The organism is Bacillus arachidis, assembly GCF_030285945.1.
GTDB classification, from domain to species: domain Bacteria; phylum Bacillota; class Bacilli; order Bacillales; family Bacillaceae_G; genus Bacillus_A; species Bacillus_A arachidis.
The window spans coordinates 2,594,856-2,615,071 of record NZ_CP127376.1 but is presented as its reverse complement, the minus strand read 5'-3'; the positions used below and the strand labels follow the sequence as shown (position 1 = coordinate 2,615,071).

Here is a 20,216-nt window from a genome sequence, read left to right as displayed (position 1 = left end):
AATACTAGAAATATTTACATACAAAGGGAGTGGGATACATGTTTATTGAAACGAAAACGATTACAGTAAAAGAAGGAACTTCAGATCTTGTTGTTCAACATTTTACTGGAGAAGGCATCATTGAAAAATTTGAAGGATTTATCGACTTAAGTGTTCTCGTTAAAAAGGTGAGAAGAGGAGACGAAGAAGTCGTTGTACTGATTCGCTGGGAATCTGAAGATGCGTGGAAAAACTGGGAGACAAGCGAAGAACATATAGCTGGACATAGAGAAAGTCGCGGGAAACCAAAACCGGATCATATTATTAAAGCAGAGCATGCTGTGTATTATGTGAAATCATCGAAGGGTGCTTATCAACAGTCTTAAATTATAAAAACATCGTATGTAAAAGACTACATCTATATATGGATGTAGTCTTTCTTAAAGAACTTTGATTATTTGTTTTTAGGTGCATTGATTCTTTCGGAGTATAAAAGTTTTTCAACGTAATGTTTTGAAATAACCAAAGGTTGTGTGTTTGTATTATTTTTAAATTTTGTGTAATTTGGTTTTTTAACTGGTGTTGTTATAGTTTCTGCAAATTCATATGGGTAATTAACTTTAGATTTGTCTTCAAACATATAGATAGCTCCTTTCTTAGAGTATTTGTTAGAGAGTTGTAATATAATATGTTCATGTTTTTTTTTTGGACTAGATATGTATTAATCAATTTATATTTGGGTAAAACAGTTCTTATTTAGTGTCCTATTTAAATATAAATAAAGCAATTAGGGGTATTCAAATCAATAGCATTGGACTGGATCTTAAAAAAGGGGAAAAACAAGGTTTTCCTTTAGAATAAACATCAAAATATAATGATGGATAAATGATTATGTAAGGTTATAATATTTAACCTCTTTGGTAGTAAATAAATAGTCCAAACCTTTTTCGGACAGTATGCATTCTTGTATCATAATTTTTATTTCTTTTCTGGCGTAGGTTATGCCATAGGTTATTATGCTGTACAATCTTTTATGAAAAAGAATAACATCACAATTCAAGAAGCAACCTTGCTAAATGAAGAAGAAATTATTGCAGGGTGTGGAGTTTTTTTAGGAGATCATCTGAAGTTTGAAGTAAAACGACGCAGAAAATACGTTCTGCGTCGTTTAATTTTATAAAAATAAGTTAAATTCAAAACAGAAGGAACACTTACGGCGCCCTTAAAAAATAAACTTTTCATTTTGGGGATATTTCAAAAACAGTTTTACTTTTTAGGGATAGTGCAATTTTTTTCTTCTGGATAATTTTAATAATACACGTAACACTCTGCCCACAATAACACCTGTGATTTTTTCTCCAAAAATTTACAATAAATACATAAATAATTAAAAATTAATAGATAAAATAATACAAGAAAAGTGTACCTGTCCAAGTTAACAGGATGAAGAAAACTATTTTTTTCAAGGAGGGAATACAAATGTTAAAGGAAATATCAACAGTTGCTTTAATGACGAGTGTATTATTTTCAACAGTACATTCTACACCGGATTTGGTTGAAAAATCTCTAAGTCCTAGTGTACAAGAGAAACAAAAGCATTCAAAACTTGTTAAAGTGGAAGCAAAAGAGGAAACAGATGCAGTTGCCAATACGGGTGATGCAGCTGATGATCCAGCAATTTGGGTTCATCCTCATGATCCTGAAAAGAGTAAAATTATTGGAACGAATAAGGAGGAGGGGATTTCTGTCTATAATTTAAAAGGAAAACAACTATATTCATATAACTTCGGGAAACTAAATAATGTTGATGTACGATATGGATTTCTCATTGGAGGTAAAAAAATTGACATTGCGGCAGCTTCAAATCGTTCTACAAATACAATTGATATATTTACGATAGACTCTAAAACAGGAGAATTAGAAAATATTACGGGATCTACCATTCAATCAAGCATGAAAGAAGTATATGGATTTAGTCTCTATCATAGTCAAAAAACGGGTGTTTTTTATGCATTAGTTGTAGGAAAGGATGGAACTTTTGAACAATATGAGTTATTTGACAATGGAAAAGGGAAAATAGACGGAAAGAAAGTACGTGAATTAAAGCTAAGTTCTCAATCAGAAGGAATTGTAGCAGATGATGAGTATGGAACAATATATATTGGTGAAGAAGATGTGGCAATTTGGAAATTTAATGCGGAACCAGATGGAGGAAACCAACCGATTGCAAAAGTAGATAGTGCTGATGGAACCCATTTAACTGCAGATATTGAGGGTTTGACGATATATTATGGGAAAAATGGGACAGGATATTTAATTGCTTCTAGTCAGGGGAATAATACTTATGCAGTGTATGACCGTAAAGGAAACAATGAGTATATTGGTAATTTTGCTATTGTTGATGGTAAAAATACTGATGGAACAAGTGATACAGACGGTATTGATGTAATGAGTTTTGGATTAGGAGAAAAATATCCAAACGGCATTTTTCTAGCGCAGGATGGAGAGAATATAGAACATGGGAAAATAGTAAATCAGAATTTCAAAATGGTAGATTGGAAAAGGATTGCAAAAGGATTCGACTCAAGATTACAAATAGAAAATAATGTAGAACCTCGTAAACTAAAATATAGAGAAACATATAGCAAATAGTTAAGGTAAATAAAAGAACATTTCATGGTATATTGAGATGTTCTTTTATAAAATTTTATAATTTTTTCAGTTGATGGATGTGGGGGAGAACCCTTACCCATCAAGCTAAAATTTTAAAGTATCCCCCAAACGAAAATTTTATATCTCTACAGTTATTAATAAGAATTCAACTCATTTTTTTCGTTTTTAGGGACACGAAATTCATATGCTAAACGATGTTTCACTTACATGCAGGAATTACATACTTACCAAATAAATCTAAAGATGAAAGCACTTCATGATGTTCTAATCCACCGAAATTCATTACTGCCATAAAATTCGTAACGCCTATTTCTCTGTAGGATTGAATTTGTTTGATAATGTCATCAGGACTGCCTATTACTGGATTGAATTTCTGTTTAAGGACTTCATATGAGATATTCGTCCCATTCGGAGTATTCATAAATAATTGATAAGGACCTTTTGCATTCGATTCAGCATCTGCGTATGTTTCAGCAACATGAACATGAAATGCAACAGGAATTTCTAACTGTTCTGGATCACCGAATCCTGACTTCAGATACATATTCTTGTATGTATCAATCAGCTTTGCTAATTCATCTCGTGATTTGCTAAATCCAAGTCCCATGAAATTGTTTCCCATACTGGCAACATGAGTAGCACCTTTTTCACTAGAAGTTGCAATCCAGTGAGGGGGAAAGGGAGATTGAATTGGCTGGACACTAAGTTTGATTTCTTTGTATTGGAAAAATTCACCTTGATGAGAAAAAGGTTTACCTGACCATGCTTTCTGTAATACTTCTAGAGACTCGTTAAATCGCTCAGTTTTCTCCTCTAATGAAATATTATAACCATCAAATTCCTTCTGATTATATCCACTACCTAATCCCAAATCTAATCTTCCGTTTGATAAAAGATCGACAACCGCATAATCCTCAGCAATTCGTAAAGGGTTATGTAATGGAAGTACTGAAACACCCACACCAAGACGAATTCTGTTCGTCCTTTGGGATAACGCAGCGAGGAGAACTGCTGGAGAGGGATTGATTCCAAAATTTGAGAAATGATGCTCTGTAAACCAAACCCCATCAAAATTCATTTCTTCAGCCCGAACAGCTTGTTCCAATACCTCGTTGTAGAATTGTCGAGGTGTTCGGGCTGATTGATTTGGGTAATGGTCAAATATTGTTAATGTACTAAATTTCATTTCATATCGCTCCTGATAATTTTATTTAACTTCTTTACTTCACTGATAGATTACAAAGGCTCAAGATGATACTGTACTCAAAGGTAATCACTCTAGTTTTCTGAATCATTCCACCGACGGCTCATTTCTAAACCATAATCCATTTCGTAAACGTCTTTTATAGCTTTAACCTTTTCAAGACTCTCTTGGTTAAATACGGGTTTGTTTTCAAAAGCATGAAGAACAATTCTTTCAAGAAGCACGCCTAGTGAAATATCGTGATACTCTGCCATTGCTTTTAAAACTTTTACCATTCTTTTTTCCATCCTAATTCCAGTTTGTACACGTTCTACTTTAATTTTTTGTTCTTTTCTACTTATTTGTTCCTTATGTTGTGCCATAATTCCACATCCTTCTCACTAAAAAAAGATATTTTGTTACCTATATAACAATGTACAATTATAACAACACTATGTGTTTTGTCAATTGTGTCATTATATTATCGATTTAACATGATGGAATCCCGCCTCAAACACTATCATGCTAATATAAATTAGTATCCACAAACGGGATTTTTATTTTTTTAGAGATCCCAGGTCCATCTCCATCAACTTAAGAATTTTATAACGCTCTCAAAATAAAAAATTGTACATTTTCACCTAGAGATGTCAATTTTCTCGTTTTGGGGTATTTGCTTTTCTTAGCTTGATGGGTATGCGGCGAGATCCCCTTTAAGAAAAAGGTATATTTTATTAAAATGCCATAAATCCCTACTTTTTTTAATTGAAAGTAGGGATTATTTTATGCTTGGAGCTGTTATCTAAGTGTTTTTTTAATCCTAATCAATATTTCGGTGAATAAGATTATGAGTAAACCATTTTTTATAATGCAAATACTCATGCTCAATCTATGTAAATAATCATCCTCATTTGTTATAAATAATCCATAATAAGTCGTAGCGAAGCATCATGATGTTTCTAACTAATATATTAAAGTAGGATTTATAATAAAAAAAGAAAGTTCAAAGGTATGATTGAATAGGTTCTTGCTAAGAAGTTTTGTAATACAAAGATGATGTTGATCATAATGACTTAATCAGAGGAGTTGAATGGAGAGGGAAATGAAAAAAATATTAATGAAGTATATGACTAGATTTACAACACTAAACGAAGAAGAACAACAGGCAATCGTTGAAGATGTACAAATTGAGGAATATAAAAAAGGAACAATACTCCTTAGACAAGGAGATGTTCCAACTAAGTGTTATTTTGTATTGAAGGGATGTGTTAGACAGTATTCAATAGATGAAACAGGAAAAGAGGTTACATCCAATTTCTATACAGAAGAACAAGCCATTTCGAATTTCAATCATCATAGACAAGATAAGTCATCCGCGTACTCTTTAATTTGTCTAGAAGACTGTATATTGGTTGTTGGTAATCTTGACTCCGAAAAGGACATGTATAACAAATACTCACAATTGGAAACAATGACACGCAAGATGATCGAGCACAAATTTGGTGAGGTACAAGATGAGTTGGCTTCATTTATTGCATCTACTCCAGAAGAACGCTACAAAGCACTATTACGAAAACGACCTCATTTAGTCGATCGTGTACCCCAACATCAATTGGCGAGTTATCTTGGGATTACCCCAGAATCATTAAGTAGAATCAAGAAGCGAATCAATAAAGATAAATTTTAGGGAATTGTCATACACCTTTATGGACTTTTCCTCCCCTGAATAGCAGCCATATACCAAATCCCAATTCTCCTACAATCATTGGTACATTAAATACAATTTTAAGATTTGAAATTACCGCATCATATTGTGAAAGAGTTGTGTTAAATAAGTTAATGACAATATAGCCTATTGAAGCAAGCAACAATAAGGCACTAATGATTTTAGGTATTCTGTCGGATTTGAAAACCAAATAGCCTACAATCATGAGGTGTCCGCCAAAAATGATCAATCCTATAGACCAAATAGATTCAAATGCTTCAAGAAACAGCATCATATGTGCCTGAAGTTGATCCATTTTAAATAATGATAAATAGTCTGTACTTTTCGAGAGAAGCAATACAAAGATTAAATTCAGTATGGCAATTCCCAATATAGTTGCATAAATAAGACGAAACCATGCACCGAGTAATGAAAGATTTTTATTAATTGGCTTCAGAAACATGTAGAAAGCCCAGGCGATCACAATGTCAGTGATCAGGATGATGACCCAACCGAAGATTTCAGCTTTGAAAAGCATATTTGATGACTTAATGTTATTAAAAGTGGCGCTGGCATACCCTTGCACCACAAGACTTCCATGGGCAAAGCCATAGGAAAAAAATGCAGCAAGTGCCATGATGATAAGTGATATGCCAGCAACCAGAGCAGATTTTCTTTGATATGATTGTTCTTTTACTGAAGTAGCCATAATATACCCTCCTATATTACTAAGTTGGTTTCATTTTAATAGGAAGATAATGACTGGTCATTGACTTAAATCAAGAGTCCGAATTATTTTTGATACAGTATTTTGTCACAGGTAGCTTAACAGTTAGGGTATTTTATCTTTTCAAACATAAACAGAGAAATATAACATAGCTTAACGGTAAAATGACAGACCTAAATATTGGGTCTGTCATTTTACTATTTCTTTTCTCTCTTACTTAAAGGAGAAATCGTTATGGCTCTTTCTCATTCATTATTCTAGTTTTTCACTTCATTATATAATTCAAGTGCTTCTTTTACATGCAAGCCGTTTTTGACAATACCGTGTATCGCTTGAATCATTGCAGCTGGGTGTTCGGATTGCCAAATGTTCCGTCCCATGTCAACCCCAATGGCACCTTCTTGCAATGCTTGGTATGTAATTGTTAAAGCGTCTTCGATTGAGTCTAATTTTGGGCCACCTGCAATGACGACTGGGGCAGGGCATGTGCTCGTAATTTTTTCAAATCCTTCGCAGTAATACGTTTTAATAATATCAGCACCCATTTCCACACATACACGTGATGCGAGTGCTAAAAATCGTGCTTCTCGTTTTTGGAGTTCTTTTGCAACTGCTGTAATACCGAGAACGGGTAAGCCGTAATCATGTGCTTCAGAAACAACATTAGCTAAATTGGTAACAGTTTGTGTTTCAAATTCTGAACCGACAAAAACAGATACACCAACCCCAACCACATTTTGCCGCAGTGCTTCTTTAATTGGTGTAACAATGGTCTCATTTGCTAAATCTTTACCGACTACAGTTGGACCACCTGAAACACGCATTACCATTGGTGTTTTGCAGTCTTCAGGAATGCAGGAATTGAGTACGCCCCTTGTTAAGAAGAGAGAATCTGTATAGGGAAGTAAATTCTTTACTGTTTCTAAAGGTTGTTCTAATCCGTGGATAGGGCCTAAAAAGTAACCATGATCTATCGCTAACATAACTGCTTTTCCATCAGGTAATATCGTATTCAATCGATTTTGAAATCCCCAAGTCATTGTCAATCACTCCTTTATTAATTTTGGATTTTCTGTTTGTACAGTATCTTTTTCTTGTAAATGTGGTGACTTAATAAAAACAGCTTTAAAGATTTGATCTGAGTGGTTAATAAGATAGTGAGATTCGTGAGGGCGAACTTGTAAGACGTCACCTTGTTTTACAGGGACCCTTTCATTATCAATATAGAAATCAATTTCGCCTTCTAAGGCATAAAAAACTTCTTCACATGTGGTGTGATAATGATTTTGAAATTCCTCCCCAGGCTGAATAACTACAACACCAAGGTCAATATTAGGGCCCTTTATTAAATACTTTGGACCGTGGTTACCAAAGCGATAGGCGAAATCATTTTCATTTACTTTGAGCATACTGTTCACTCCTTTATGTAATGTGTTACAGTGCACCTGGAGCAATCCACATATGTGATGTGAATCCTTCATCCGCTAGTGGGAGTTGTTTTTCATAAACTGATTTCCATGTTTGATAGAATTGTTGATATAGTTTGTGATGTTCAGCATTTGGTTCATATGAGCTCTCCCATTTTACAAATTTCTGAGAAGTAGCCTCCATAGAGTCATATATGCCAGCGCCGACTCCAGCGGCAATTGCTGTCCCTAAAGCGGCAGCTTCCTTCACAACGGGTACTTTGACAGGAATTCCGAGAACATCCGCAACAATTTGAGGCCAGAGCTTGCCTTTTGCAGCACCGCCTGCAAAAATAACTTCAGAAGGGAATTTTCCAGTTAATGATTCTATTAATTTTAAATTTCCAAGTGTTACAAATGCAGCGTTTTCTTCGATTGCACGGAACAGTTCTTTCTTTCCGCATTTATCAGCATCTAAGCTTAAATTAATGAAAGAAGGTGCGGCGTGGCGCCATGAAATATAATTCATTACATTTGAAAAGGTGGGAATAATACCATATGATCCGACTGGAACATGTTTTGCTTGTTCTTCTAATAGTTCGTAAGCATCTACACCTAGTTTAGTAGCAAGTGCCTTTTCATCTTGGCAAAAAGCATCTCGAAACCATCGCATAACAAGACCTGGGAAGAAAGCGATTGTTTCATATTGCCAAAGTGTAGGGATAGCGTGGCAATTGACGCGAATTTGAGCGTTTGGATCGATTTTTGGGCTTGTTATATTTACTTCTTGTTGCCAAAAGCTACCTCCGCAAATAAAGGTTTGTTCAGGGTTTACAACTCCTGAACCGAGTGAGGCCATCTGAGCATCGCCACCTCCAGTAACTACCGGTGTTCCTGCGTGTAATCCTGTCATCTCTGCACTTTGTTTTGTTACATGACCAATAACTGTCCCTGCTTCATTTACTTTTGGGGCAAATGTTAAAGTTAGGCCGCATTGCTCAGCAATGGAATTATCCCAAGTTCTATTTTGTAAATGAAATATACCAGACGTACATCCGTTTGAAGGGTCTATTTGTAACACACCACATAACTTATAGAGAATCCAATCATTTAACATTGTAAAAGAATGGACTGTATCGTATATATCGGGTTGATGTTTTTTGAGCCAAAGTAATCTAGGTAAGGCACCTAGTGCAAAAGTTTGCCCTGACTTCTCATATAATTCTACTTCGAGGTTTGAACGAATCTGTTTTAACTCACTTACTTCAAAAGAAGCACGGCCATCAACGTTCGCACATGCCCATATGTCTTGACCATCTTTATCATATAGAACAAATCCTTCGCGCATACTTGTTGCACTAATTCCTTTAATAGAAGAAGGGGATATATTGCTTTTTTTGAGTACATCTTTCGTACACTCTTGAACGAGTTTCCAGTTTTCTATCACATCAAAATTCATAGAACCAGGATAACGAGAGTCGGGTTTATGAACCCACTCTTTTTGACTTACAGCCAGCTGATTTCCTTGTAAATCGAAAAGAACAGCTCTGATACTACCAGTTCCTGCGTCGTAAGCTAATAGAGCAGACATTATGATTCACCTTCCTTTCTTAATAGGGAGAGTGCAGTGTCCTCATCGGTAATTAATGTATGAATGAATTTACCTTTTAAAGCCCCGTAAATTGCATCTATTTTGTCTTCACCCCCAGCTACACCAACTACATGTTTCATCTTTCGAAGAACAGGAAGAGGTGTACCAATTAAACGAGCGTGATGCGGAAGTTCTAGTAATTCTCCATGTGTATTGTAAAATTGCCCTAGAATATCTCCAGCACCATTTTGATTACGTATATAGGTCATTTCACGAAGCGTTAATTTTTCTTCTTTTACAATTGTTGCATCATGAGATAAACCACCGATACCGACTATTGCTGTATTAGCAAGTGAAGCGACATGTAGCATATCTTTAACGGCTGGTTCTGAAAGAATGCTTTGTGCCATTTCAGTTGTAGATGCTAAAAATGGTGTGGGAATGATATGAAGTTCTCCTTGCATGTGATTGAGATAGTTCTGCTTTTTAGGAAGGTAGTGATTTACACCACCTGTAAGAGTAACGATCGAAGGTTGTATAGATATGTCAAAATGGATGTTTTCTAGCATTTTTGATATAGTTTCTCCCCAACCAATGCCAAGTAAATCTCCTTGCTGTAAATGAGTCTCTAAATATTGCGCTGCAGCTTTTCCTAAAGAATAAGGTGGATTTTCCATTGGCGTAGGGATCACAAAAGAGTCTTTTAAATGAAATCTTTTAATCAGTTCACGTTCAATGCTTAGGCAATGTAAACCTGTACCTTTTACATGAAATGTAACGATACCTTCAGCTCGTGCTTTATCTAATAACCGAACGACTTTGTTTCGTGAGATGTGAAGCAATGAAGCGATCTCTTGCTGCGTTAAATGATCTTTATAGTAATACCAGGCTACTTTTGTTAACAAATTTTCTTCAAAACTCAGCTGTGACATTCTCTTCATCCCTTTCAACAATTGACCGATGCTTAAACATATGTGTTATGTATTTTGTTTATACCGATAGAAATAGCCATTATGCTGAAGAAAAATTTGTTCTAGATATGAAAAAAGGGATATACAATGCTACAAAACAAGTAGAACAAAAAATCATTTTCTCAAAAATTGTTCCGCATAAAGGAGGATGACAAGATGTGAAGAACGTGCCCTTATTAGAGGTGAAACAAATTAGTAAATCATTCTCAAACCAACTTGTATTAAAAGAGGTTACATTGGAATTAGAACGCGGAGATGTATACGCTCTAGTAGGAGGAAATGGTGCTGGGAAATCAACATTGATGAAGATATTAACAGGTTTATACTCTTATGATGCCGGGGAGATGTATGTAAAAGGAAGAGAGCAAAGTTTTTCTAATCCAGCAGAAGCACATTCAAATGGTATTTATTTAATCCCACAAGAACCGTTAATTTTTCCTCATATGACAATTGAAGAAAATATATGCATCGGAATAAAAGCAAAGAAGAAGGAACTTCGTAAAAAGGTAAAAGATTTGATAAAAAGTTTAGGATGGAACATAGAGCTAAGTGCAATCGGAAGTTCATTATCAATTGCGCAGCAACAATTAGTAGAAATATTAAGGGGATTAATAAGAGAAGCAGAGATTCTTATTTTAGATGAGCCAACATCGACATTAACAACTCATGAAATAAAGAGTCTTTTTGTGTTAATGAAAAGCTTAAAGGAAAAGGGAATTGGGATGATTTATATTACGCATCGTTTTCCGGAAATCTTTGAAATTGCGAATAAAGTAGCTATTTTACGAGATGGAATAATTGTGAATCAAGGGAATGTATCAGACTATACATATGACATGTTAATGGAGGGGTTATTGCCAAAAGATTATAAACAAGAGAAGAAGAAAGAGGCGCTTCAAGAAACGATAAAACATTTTCAACGAGTATTAGAGGTAACAAATCTGTCGAGTGATATATTTCAGAATATATCATTAACCGTACATGCTGGAGAGATTGTAGGAATTGCTGGTGTTGTTGGATCAGGTAGAACGGAATTAGCAGAAGCATTATATGGGCTAAGACCTGTGCTGTCGGGAGCTATTTTATTAGAAGGAAAGTCAATTGCAAAGTATTCGACGAGTAGACGACTAGATGAAGGGTTGGTATATGTTCCTGAGGATAGGGCTGGTAATGGTATCTTTTCAATTGCATCTGTTAAAGAAAATATAACGTCAGCGTCTTTACACCGGCTCAGTTTTTTTTTCTTAAACCACAAAAAAGAAAGCGCTTTAACTAAAGTGTATATTAGTAAGTTTCGGATAGCCGTACCCAGTAAAGATGAAAAAATGACATCTTTATCAGGTGGAAACCAACAAAAAGTTGTATTAGCTAAATATCTTGCCTGTGAACCTACATTAATCATTCTTGATGAACCGACGCGCGGGATTGATGCGAAAGCAAGATTAGAAGTGTACGAGGCAATTCAAAGTTTAAAACAATCCGGACTTGCAATTTTATTGATTTCTTCTGATGTAGAAGAAATTGTTCAATTGGCAAACAGGGTATATGTGATGAGAAATGGAGAATTTGTTTCTCACTTGGGGAAAGAAGAAATTTGTATAGATGAAGTTACACGTCTCGCTTATGGAGGAAGGGAAGGTGTAACGGAATGAAACGTTTTTCAAATCTATTTAAAATGCATGAAACATCCATTATCATTTTATTACTTATTTACATAGCACTTGTAGGAATGATTAATCCTAGTTTTGTTCAGTTTAGTTCGCTTTCTTTAATTATGAAATCAAGTCTTATCTTAGTCACACTAGCTATAGGTCAATCATTCGTATTATTTACTAAAAATATCGATGTTTCAGTGGGCTCTATTATGGGGTTAAGTGCAGCGGTTTGTGGGATGTTTTTGACAAATGGTAATAGCATTTTAATTTCCATTATTGCTGCAATCTTGCTTGGAGCTGTCATTGGAATGATAAATGGCATTGGGGTTACGATGTTTCGTGTGCCGGCAATTATTATGACATTAGGAATGTTAGGAATTATTAGAGGAACAATGTTGATCTATACAGGTGGCAAATGGATTGAAGATATTCCTAAGTCTTATAAACAGATGTCTTCTGTTATGATACTAGGGCTACCTATTTCAGTATGGATCATCTTGGCTATTTTACTATTATTATATATTTTTTTAACGAAAGCACCTTTTGGAAGATATTTTTATGCTACTGGAGATAATGAAGATGGAGCACGTCTCATTGGAATACCGATAAATAGGGTGAAAATATATGCATTTATTATTTCGGGAATAAGCGCCGGGATTGCAGGATGCATATTTGTTATGAATATCGGCTTTGTGCCAAATCAAACTGGTACAGGAATTGAGCTGCAAGTAATTGCTGCAGCTGTTCTCGGGGGGATACATTTAAAAGGTGGAACAGGTTCTATATTTGGAGCAGCACTAGGGGGGATTTTTTTAGAAGTTATTAGTAGTTCACTAGTCTTCTTAAAAATACCTGCTTTTTGGAATAGTACTATATCAGGATTTTTACTGTTACTTATTATTATATTAGACAGTACTTTGAAAAAATGGAAGGGAATAAGACAGCTGGAAGAAAGAAGGATGAATCAATGAAGTATGCACGTGGATTTCTCAGATGGGAAGGGGTTCTGATTGTATTACTTATTATTGAGTTCATACTTTTTGGCTTATTTAACAATGATTTTTTTAATATTAGTAATTTACTTTTCAGTATGAATGACTTCGTTTTTATTACGATTGCCGCAATTCCGATGACATTTGTAATTGTTACAGGTGGAATCGATGTATCTGTAGGGTCCATTATGGGGCTTACTTCAATTCTTATTGGTGTGCTCTGGATGAATGGACTTCCGGTTATTGTAGCTACGATTATTGCCTTGTTTATTAGTTGTCTAGCCGGTTGTATCAATGGGCTAATTATTAAAATGACAGGTGTGGAACCTCTTGTTGTTACACTTGGAACGATGTTTTTATATGCAGGAATTGCACTTGTTATCTCGGGTGGCTCAAATGCCAGTGGCTATGAGGGAATAAGCGGGTTACCAGATTCTTACGTGCAACTTGCAAATGGCAGTTTTATAGGAATTCCTAATTTACTATGGTTACTTTTCATTTTGACTGTTTTGTTTGCACTCTTACTTCATCGTACAAGGTATGGCCGTTATGTTACGCTGACCGGTACGAATGAAAAAGCTGCGGAATATTCCGGCATTCGTACAAAAAAGGTAGTCATTATCGCGTATATTCTTTCTGGGTTAGGAGGTGGATTAGGAGGCACTTTTTTAACAGCATATTTCGGTTCAGCACGAGCTGATATTGGAACCGAGACAATTCTGCCGGTTATTACGGCAGTTGTATTAGGTGGGACACTCATCACTGGAGGAAAAGGAAGTATTCTCGGAACGGTACTAGCAAGTATATTTATTGGCATGATGCAGTACGGTTTACAAATGACAGGTTTAACGAACGAACAGTCAAATGTAGTTATTGGCATTATACTTATCCTCTCGGTTATTATTAGGCATTTCAAATTACAGCAACTCACTATGAGGAAAAGAAGAAATTTGCATAAGGGGGAAATGTCATGAAAAGAAAACTGGGACTTCTTATTATTATGTGTATTTGTATCATCGCTTTAATCGCATGTTCTAGCAAAACAGCAGACAAGAAAAAAGCAGATGATGTAAAATTTGCTTTCATTCCGAAATTAACAGGAGTCGGTTTCTTTACATCGGGTGGTGAAGGGGCAAAAGAAATGGGAGATAAGTTAGGTGTGCAAGTGAAATATGATGGACCATCAGAGGCGAGTGTATCAGGCCAAGTGAAGTATATAAATAATTTTATTAATCAAAACTATGATGCATTAATGGTTTCCTCTACATCAGTTGATGGACTTTCACAATCATTACAGAGAGCAAAGAAAAAAGGAATGACCGTTTTAACGTGGGATTCTGATGTGAATCCAAAAGATCGTTCATTTTATATAAGCCAAGGAACGCCGGAGCAACTTGCAAATCTAATAATTCAAATGACTTCATCACAAATTGGAGATAAAGGGAAAGTAGCATTCTTCTATTCAAGTCCGACCGTAACAGATCAGAACCAGTGGGTAACAAAAGCAAAAGAGATTATAAAAGAAAAATATCCAAATTGGGAAATTGTAACGACGCAGTACGGGGAAAATAACGCACAAAAATCATTATCGGTTGGCGAAAGTATTTTAAAAACGTATCCCGATATTAATGCAGTAATTTGCCCTGATGCAACGGCACTTCCAGCAATGGCGCAGGCTGCTGAAAACTTAAAAATGGATAAAAAAGTAGTTGTGACAGGATTTTCAACTCCAAATGTAATGCGTGATTATGTAAAACGAGGAACAGTTCAGCAATTTGGATTATGGGATGTAAAACAACAAGGAGCACTTGCAACTTATGTTGCAAATGAAATTGTGGTAAAAGGGAAGAAATTAAAAGTTGGGGATAGTTTTGAAGTTCCAAATATAGGTAAAGTAAAGGTGGAACCGAATTCTATTCAAGGTTATGACTACGAAGCAGATGGAAACGGAATTATCGTACTGCCGGAACGAGTTGTGTTCACGAAGGATAATATTGATAAGTATAATTTTTAAAGTAAAAAGTTCATTCCTGTATAGAAAGGAATGAACTTTTTATTGTTTTTGATGGAATTTATCCCTCAAAAGTATGAAGAAAAATTAATAGAATTCCCGCTTCTGGTAGAGGTGATTATAACGCCATGTTTATACAATTATATTAAATATATAGAATACAGAGGAGAGATTTGAATGTTATTTCATTATCATTTTTGGACGCCTTATTTAGAAGAAATGGAGAATTTTTATAAAAAGTATGGGTTTCGCATTTCTAACAGGATTGGAAAGTATAATGGAGAATTTCAACAATTTAATTCGCCATTAACGTGGGATGATTTTCGTGATAAACAGGTACTTTTTCGGATTATTGAGGCTAGAAAGGGTAAGATTAATATAACTTTTGGCTATGGAAAAAGTATTAAATTTGATCATATTGGTTTTCTAACGTCAAAAGAAGAAAGTGAATCAATTTGTGCACAAGCTGAAAAATTAAAGTGGAAAGTAAGTATAGGAGAAAAGAGAAGCTTCATTTCAACACCATATGGTCTTCGAATTGAATTACAAACAAATTTGGATGCAATAGATGATAGTCAGGCTAAAGAAGAAGTACAGAAAATTGTAATGACAACAAAAAAAACGGGATTAGAACAGGACCTTTCATTTCTATTTCAAAAAAAAATAAATCATATTGAAACTATTCTTGATAGTAAAACGGCATTGAAATATGTATATTTTAATCCTTTATATCAAAAGAAACAAAAAGATCCTAATGGTGTGGAGATATATTTTTAAACTTCATTTGTGATTTTAAGTAAATGAAAAGGTTATTTGTAAAAATATGCTATTTCAACCATTTGTGTTATAATTATTCCGAATATTCGAACTTGTGGTCAGGAGGAATATAAATGCTTTCACCAAAACAAATCTCCAACATATTTAGAAATTTTTCTATAAAGGAAAGTAAAGGGTCGAGCGCTTTATACGAACATTTATCATTGGAAATTTCAGAAGATGAGGAAATTCTTGCATTAGCGTCACACGCACAACTTGGTCAGCCAACTCCTAATTTATTACTTGGTGCCGTTCACTATTTATTATTGAAAGGGAATAGTCATGTATTAAAACAATATTATAGTAGTCTTGTTGCGAATCCAGAAAAAAATCTGGAACATGCTTTTCACCATTTTAAAGATTTTTGTAAGCTTCATCGAGAAGAGATAATCGATATTTTAAAAACAAAGCTAGTACAAACAAACGAAGTAAGAAGGTGTACATATTTATATCCGAGTTTTTGTTATATGTTTCATAAAGTTAATAAACCATTAGCTTTAATTGAAATTGGGACAAGTGCGGGTCTACAATTGTTCTGGGATCAATATAGTTATTCATATGGAACAGGAGGAGTATATGGAAATATACATTCCAACGTCCAATTGAAATCAGAAATAAAAGGGGACAATCAGCCATTTTTCTTACCACAAAGTCCACCTGTCATAGAAAGAATCGGACTTGATTTACATATAAATGATTTAAAGAATGAAGAAGATTATTTATGGTTACGCTCACTTATTTGGCCTGAGCATAAAGAACGACTTGAAATGTTTGATCACGCAGCAGCTTGCTTAAAAGAACAATCTGTGAAACTGATAGAAGGGGATGGAGTAGCTCTTCTTTCAGAAGTTGTGGAACAAATTCCAGATGATGCAGTAATTTGCATTTTTCACACACATGTGGCGAATCAAATACCAGAGAGTATAAAACATAACTTAGTAGATAAAGTGAAAGAAATCGGAGCGAAACGCGATGTTTTCCATCTTTATAACAACATGTGGGATAGAGATCTTCATCTTGATTATTTTATAAATGGAAAAGAATATCGTGAAACGGTTGGGGAAACAGATGGTCATGCGCGGTGGTTTAGTTGGAGATTGGAAGATAAGTCGTTATGCTAAAAGTAAAAGACAACTATCATCAGTTGTCTTTTTATTTTCGAATTATAATTCCTCGCTTACTTATTATAACTTATATTTTCAAATCAAAAAAATTACAGAGAGATGCAGCAGAATGGACTATTACTATATTAAGAAAAAGATACAATAGATATCTAAAATGAAACTCAAGTGATGATAACAAATAAATTGTATCTTCATCTGAGTCCTATATTTTCCTCTTAATAAAGCAGTGCTTTTAATTCTAAATAAACATAATGTATTTAAAATTATTTATTCAGGATAATTAGTCAACCGAACTTTCAACTTTATAATAATTTTTATATTCCACATTTGCATATACTTTTTTCTTCTTGTCTTCAGTCACATAGCCATAAACATCAATCCACCCTCTAGAAATATCTGCTGAAAATTCTACTTTCGTCACTGTAATATTCAAATCCCTCTCTTTCTTAAAATGTTCGACAGCTGCTCTTGAAGCTTTTTCTTGCATCTCTTTTTCTTCTTGCCAACTATAGGGATGTGTAACTTTATAAAATTTATAGACGGTGCACGAACCGATCCCTAAAATTAACAAAAATATAATTAATAGTATTTTTTTCATTTTTCACCTCTCTCACAATTATAATGTAAAAATCCATATTGGCATAAATTCTATCCTTTTTTTCATTAATTATTGTGTGAAGCAGCTTTATCAATTTCCGTAACCTTCTTCATATAAAATGGCAAGTGTAGAATGGGGGAATATGGAATAACAATCGTTATTAGGCCAATAATTGTGAAGGAAATTGCAGATTTTTACTTTCTTTTCTTTCCTTAGCTAATGCAGTCTTTTGTGGTTTTTTCATCGGAAAATAATATGTCGTAAAACTTTTTAAATTCTAGTTTGAGGTAGTCCATTTCTCGTTGCGTTAGTTTGAAATTATATAAAACAGGTACATTACTTTCCTATACTGTGAGGTCTCGATACATAGCAATATACATTTGATCATCGTATCCTATTTTACTTAAGGAATCTACCTCTTATATATAAACGCATTATACATATATTGGATATAACGTGTTATAATTATATTGAAATTTCGAAATATAATAACAGTTCGAAAAACGGAAGGGGATTCTAGGTGAGCAATAAGACAAGTAAATCTAAAAAACTAGTAGGATTTGTAGCAACAGCAACATTAGCCACATCAATGATGGCGGGGGCGAGCAACGTAAACGCTCAGACAACAGATTCATTGAAAATGAATGAACCAATACAAGCAACAGCAGAAAATAAGAAAGAAAAACTTCCGGAAAACCAAGCGCCGGTATTAACTGGAATTTATGACATTACAAAACATGTAGGAGATATATTTATTCCAATGTTGGGAGTGTCAGCTATTGATCCAGAAGATGGCGACATTACTTCTAAAGTAAAAGTAGACGGTAAAGTAGATATTTTTAAACCAGGCACTTATGAGTTAACTTACACGGTTACAGACTCTCAGGGTCTTAAAGTAACTAAGAAACAAACAGTAACGGTTAAAGAGAATATGAAACCTACATTAACAGTGCCTTATAAAGCAACGATTAATGTAGGAGATTCATTCGATCCAATGGCAGGGGTGTCGGCTATTGATCCAGAAGATGGCGACATTACTTCTAAAGTAAAAGTAGACGGTAAAGTAGATACTTCTAAAGCTGGTACTTATGAGTTAACTTACACAGTTACAAACTCTAATGGTCTTAAAGTAACTGAGAAACAGACAGTAACGGTTAAAGAGAAGGAAGGAACAAAAAATGAAGCACCAGTATTAACGATACCGAATTTTACAACACTACATGTAGGTGATACATTTGACCCAATGTTGGGAGTGTCAGCTTTTGATCTAGAAGATGGTGATTTAACAAGTAAAGTAAGTTATGCAGGTGCAGAAGATGTAGATACTTCTAAACCGGGTAAATACATTATAGTGTACGGTGTTACCGATTCCCAAGGGGAGAACACAATAAATATACGAAATGTATATGTAATGGATTCAGCAGATATGGAACCTACATTAACAGTGCCTGTAAAAACAACGATTAATGTAGGAGATTCATTCGATCCAATGAAAGAGGTATCGGCTATTGATCCAGAAGATGGCGACATTACTTCTAAAGTAAAAGTAGACGGTAAAGTAGACACTTCTAAAGCTGGTACTTACGTATTAACTTATACGATTACAGACTCTATAGGTCATAAAGTAACTGCGAAACAAACAGTAACGGTTAAAGAGAAAGAAGAAACAAAAAATGAAGCACCAATGTTAACTGTACCGTTTACAACAACACTACATATAGGTGATACGTTTGACCCAATGAAAGGTGTTACGGCAGTTGATAAAGAAGATGGTGATTTAACGAGCAAAGTTAAATATAAAGGTAAAGTAGATACTTCTAAACCAGGTAAATACATTGTAGAGTATGCAATTGTCGATTCTCAAGGAGTTAATGCAACTGCGACACAGTCTGTAATTGTAGAGGAAAATGGAGAAACTCCAGATATGGAACCGAAGTTAACAGTACCTACTGAAGCAACGATTAATGTAGGAGATCCATTCGACCCAATGAAAGGGGTATCGGCTACTGATAAAGAAGACGGCGACATTACTTCTAAAGTAAAAGTAGACGGTAAAGTAGATACTTCTAAAGCTGGTACTTATGAGTTAACTTACACGGTTACAGACTCTCAGGGTCATAAAGTAACTGCGAAACAAACAGTAACGGTTAAAGAGAAAGAAGAGTCAAAAGGTGAAGCACCAGTATTAACTGTACCTGCTGAAGTGACTATTAATGTAGGAGATAAATTTAATTCAATGTCTGGGGTTAAAGCTATTGATAAAGAAGATGGCGATATTACTGATAAAGTAATACATTTTGGTGAAGTAGATACAACTAAAGTTGGTACGTATGAAGTGAAATTTCTTGTTCGTGACTCAGACGGTAATGAATCAACTATGACACAAAAAGTGGTTGTTAAAGATAAGGCCAATGGTAACGGTTCTGATAACGAAAATAATGGTTCTGATAATGGCAATAGCTCTGATAATGGTAACAGTAATAGCTCAAACAATAGTACTTCTGATAAAAAAGAAGATACATATAAAGAGCTTCCAAAAACGGGTGCAAGTACAAATAATAGTGCAGCAATGGGTGTATTGATGGTTCTTGCAGGTATGGTACTTACTTTTGGTCGCAAATTTAGAAAGGTATTAAAATAATAGCTACACTGTGTAGTGAATAAAAAGACATCTTCGAAAATATTGAAGATGTCTTTTTATCAAATTCCCGGGATAGGTAATAGCATTCATTTGAACAAACAGTATTTCAAATTAGTGATTATAGTTTATTTTGCAAACACTACA

The 20,216-nt window shown here is 34.6% G+C and carries 19 protein-coding genes and 1 pseudogene; 11 read left to right on the top strand and 9 right to left on the bottom strand.

Translation table 11 applies throughout. From position 1 onward, the window contains the following. The first annotated feature begins 38 nt into the window (after positions 1-38). Positions 39-365: an antibiotic biosynthesis monooxygenase family protein gene (locus QRY57_RS15015; RefSeq protein WP_208017652.1), complete on the top strand. Its 327-nt coding sequence runs from the start codon at positions 39-41 to the stop codon at positions 363-365. A gap of 68 nt (positions 366-433) precedes the next feature. Here QRY57_RS15015 and QRY57_RS15010 read toward each other — a convergent pair whose 3' ends face one another. Further along, positions 434-619, bottom strand: coding sequence for a hypothetical protein (locus QRY57_RS15010; protein ID WP_026592901.1), 186 nt, complete (start codon positions 617-619; stop codon positions 434-436). 357 nt (positions 620-976) lie between these two features. Between QRY57_RS15010 and QRY57_RS27170 the strand changes: the two are divergent. Then, positions 977-1,090, top strand: a pseudogene (locus tag QRY57_RS27170) (DUF2268 domain-containing putative Zn-dependent protease); the annotation flags it as partial. Between the two features lie 398 nt (positions 1,091-1,488). Continuing rightward, positions 1,489-2,631 carry a phytase gene (locus QRY57_RS15000; RefSeq protein ID WP_432804090.1) on the top strand — a complete coding sequence of 381 codons (1,143 nt, stop codon included), beginning with the start codon at positions 1,489-1,491 and terminating at the stop codon, positions 2,629-2,631. A 220-nt stretch (positions 2,632-2,851) separates the two neighbouring features. Here the strand turns inward: QRY57_RS15000 and QRY57_RS14995 are convergent, their stop codons facing one another. Further along, complete coding sequence (locus QRY57_RS14995) at positions 2,852-3,838, bottom strand: LLM class flavin-dependent oxidoreductase (RefSeq protein WP_286015423.1); 987 nt, start codon at positions 3,836-3,838, stop codon at positions 2,852-2,854. Positions 3,839-3,930: 92 nt separating this feature from the next. Continuing rightward, positions 3,931-4,218, bottom strand: a complete 288-nt coding sequence (locus QRY57_RS14990; protein ID WP_286015422.1) for a hypothetical protein — start codon at positions 4,216-4,218, stop codon at positions 3,931-3,933. A 719-nt stretch (positions 4,219-4,937) separates the two neighbouring features. On the opposite strand from QRY57_RS14990, the gene QRY57_RS14985 reads away from it, so the two are divergent. Continuing rightward, positions 4,938-5,522, top strand: a complete 585-nt coding sequence (locus QRY57_RS14985) for a Crp/Fnr family transcriptional regulator (protein WP_286015421.1) — start codon at positions 4,938-4,940, stop codon at positions 5,520-5,522. A 7-nt stretch (positions 5,523-5,529) separates the two neighbouring features. Here QRY57_RS14985 and QRY57_RS14980 read toward each other — a convergent pair whose 3' ends face one another. The 5 genes from QRY57_RS14980 to QRY57_RS14960 form a co-directional block, all read right to left on the bottom strand. Then, positions 5,530-6,249 (bottom strand): DUF4386 domain-containing protein, encoded by a 720-nt coding sequence (locus QRY57_RS14980; RefSeq protein ID WP_286015420.1) that lies wholly within the window; start codon positions 6,247-6,249, stop codon positions 5,530-5,532. 275 nt (positions 6,250-6,524) lie between these two features. Then, the gene (lsrF, locus tag QRY57_RS14975) at positions 6,525-7,307 is read right to left on the bottom strand and encodes a 3-hydroxy-5-phosphonooxypentane-2,4-dione thiolase (RefSeq protein ID WP_286015419.1); all 783 of its coding nucleotides are present in this window, start codon (positions 7,305-7,307) and stop codon (positions 6,525-6,527) included. A 6-nt stretch (positions 7,308-7,313) separates the two neighbouring features. Continuing rightward, positions 7,314-7,676: a cupin domain-containing protein gene (locus tag QRY57_RS14970; RefSeq protein ID WP_026592908.1), complete on the bottom strand. Its 363-nt coding sequence runs from the start codon at positions 7,674-7,676 to the stop codon at positions 7,314-7,316. Between the two features lie 25 nt (positions 7,677-7,701). Beyond that, positions 7,702-9,264, bottom strand: a complete 1,563-nt coding sequence (gene lsrK, locus QRY57_RS14965) for an autoinducer-2 kinase (protein ID WP_286015418.1) — start codon at positions 9,262-9,264, stop codon at positions 7,702-7,704. Beyond that, positions 9,264-10,214 (bottom strand): sugar-binding transcriptional regulator, encoded by a 951-nt coding sequence (locus tag QRY57_RS14960; protein ID WP_286015417.1) that lies wholly within the window; start codon positions 10,212-10,214, stop codon positions 9,264-9,266. Before QRY57_RS14960 ends, lsrK begins: the two co-directional genes overlap by 1 nt. 179 nt (positions 10,215-10,393) lie before the next feature. Here QRY57_RS14960 and QRY57_RS14955 point away from each other — a divergent pair, with 179 nt between their 5' ends. From QRY57_RS14955 to QRY57_RS14930, 6 genes are all read left to right on the top strand, one after another. Continuing rightward, the gene (locus tag QRY57_RS14955) at positions 10,394-11,887 is read left to right on the top strand and encodes a sugar ABC transporter ATP-binding protein (protein ID WP_286015416.1); all 1,494 of its coding nucleotides are present in this window, start codon (positions 10,394-10,396) and stop codon (positions 11,885-11,887) included. Continuing rightward, positions 11,884-12,861, top strand: coding sequence for an ABC transporter permease subunit (locus QRY57_RS14950; protein WP_286015415.1), 978 nt, complete (start codon positions 11,884-11,886; stop codon positions 12,859-12,861). The genes QRY57_RS14955 and QRY57_RS14950 overlap by 4 nt, the downstream gene beginning before the upstream one ends. Continuing rightward, a complete protein-coding gene (locus tag QRY57_RS14945) occupies positions 12,858-13,856 on the top strand; it encodes an ABC transporter permease (RefSeq protein ID WP_286015414.1) in 999 nt (332 codons plus the stop codon). The genes QRY57_RS14950 and QRY57_RS14945 overlap by 4 nt, the downstream gene beginning before the upstream one ends. Next, on the top strand, positions 13,853-14,896 hold the full coding sequence (lsrB, locus tag QRY57_RS14940; protein ID WP_286015413.1) for an autoinducer 2 ABC transporter substrate-binding protein LsrB: 1,044 nt from the start codon (positions 13,853-13,855) through the stop codon (positions 14,894-14,896). Before QRY57_RS14945 ends, lsrB begins: the two co-directional genes overlap by 4 nt. 174 nt (positions 14,897-15,070) lie before the next feature. Continuing rightward, positions 15,071-15,670: a VOC family protein gene (locus QRY57_RS14935; protein WP_286015412.1), complete on the top strand. Its 600-nt coding sequence runs from the start codon at positions 15,071-15,073 to the stop codon at positions 15,668-15,670. A 113-nt stretch (positions 15,671-15,783) separates the two neighbouring features. Further along, positions 15,784-16,830, top strand: coding sequence for a DUF2332 domain-containing protein (locus tag QRY57_RS14930; protein WP_286015411.1), 1,047 nt, complete (start codon positions 15,784-15,786; stop codon positions 16,828-16,830). Positions 16,831-17,113: 283 nt separating this feature from the next. Here the strand turns inward: QRY57_RS14930 and QRY57_RS14925 are convergent, their stop codons facing one another. Next, positions 17,114-17,431 carry a hypothetical protein gene (locus tag QRY57_RS14925; RefSeq protein WP_286015410.1) on the bottom strand — a complete coding sequence of 106 codons (318 nt, stop codon included), beginning with the start codon at positions 17,429-17,431 and terminating at the stop codon, positions 17,114-17,116. 520 nt (positions 17,432-17,951) lie between these two features. On the opposite strand from QRY57_RS14925, the gene QRY57_RS14920 reads away from it, so the two are divergent. Further along, positions 17,952-20,072 (top strand): immunoglobulin-like domain-containing protein, encoded by a 2,121-nt coding sequence (locus QRY57_RS14920; RefSeq protein WP_286015409.1) that lies wholly within the window; start codon positions 17,952-17,954, stop codon positions 20,070-20,072. Positions 20,073-20,216: the final 144 nt, after the last annotated feature.

Coding starts and splice junctions, on each gene's coding strand:
- QRY57_RS15015 (WP_208017652.1), top strand. CDS start 39: ATGTTTATTGAAACGAAAACGATTACAGTAAAAGAAGGAACTTCAGAT.
- QRY57_RS15010 (WP_026592901.1), bottom strand. CDS start 619: ATGTTTGAAGACAAATCTAAAGTTAATTACCCATATGAATTTGCAGAA.
- QRY57_RS15000 (WP_432804090.1), top strand. CDS start 1,489: ATGACGAGTGTATTATTTTCAACAGTACATTCTACACCGGATTTGGTT.
- QRY57_RS14995 (WP_286015423.1), bottom strand. CDS start 3,838: ATGAAATTTAGTACATTAACAATATTTGACCATTACCCAAATCAATCA.
- QRY57_RS14990 (WP_286015422.1), bottom strand. CDS start 4,218: ATGGCACAACATAAGGAACAAATAAGTAGAAAAGAACAAAAAATTAAA.
- QRY57_RS14985 (WP_286015421.1), top strand. CDS start 4,938: ATGAAAAAAATATTAATGAAGTATATGACTAGATTTACAACACTAAAC.
- QRY57_RS14980 (WP_286015420.1), bottom strand. CDS start 6,249: ATGGCTACTTCAGTAAAAGAACAATCATATCAAAGAAAATCTGCTCTG.
- lsrF (WP_286015419.1), bottom strand. CDS start 7,307: ATGACTTGGGGATTTCAAAATCGATTGAATACGATATTACCTGATGGA.
- QRY57_RS14970 (WP_026592908.1), bottom strand. CDS start 7,676: ATGCTCAAAGTAAATGAAAATGATTTCGCCTATCGCTTTGGTAACCAC.
- lsrK (WP_286015418.1), bottom strand. CDS start 9,264: ATGTCTGCTCTATTAGCTTACGACGCAGGAACTGGTAGTATCAGAGCT.
- QRY57_RS14950 (WP_286015415.1), top strand. CDS start 11,884: ATGAAACGTTTTTCAAATCTATTTAAAATGCATGAAACATCCATTATC.
- QRY57_RS14945 (WP_286015414.1), top strand. CDS start 12,858: ATGAAGTATGCACGTGGATTTCTCAGATGGGAAGGGGTTCTGATTGTA.
- lsrB (WP_286015413.1), top strand. CDS start 13,853: ATGAAAAGAAAACTGGGACTTCTTATTATTATGTGTATTTGTATCATC.
- QRY57_RS14935 (WP_286015412.1), top strand. CDS start 15,071: ATGTTATTTCATTATCATTTTTGGACGCCTTATTTAGAAGAAATGGAG.
- QRY57_RS14930 (WP_286015411.1), top strand. CDS start 15,784: ATGCTTTCACCAAAACAAATCTCCAACATATTTAGAAATTTTTCTATA.
- QRY57_RS14925 (WP_286015410.1), bottom strand. CDS start 17,431: ATGAAAAAAATACTATTAATTATATTTTTGTTAATTTTAGGGATCGGT.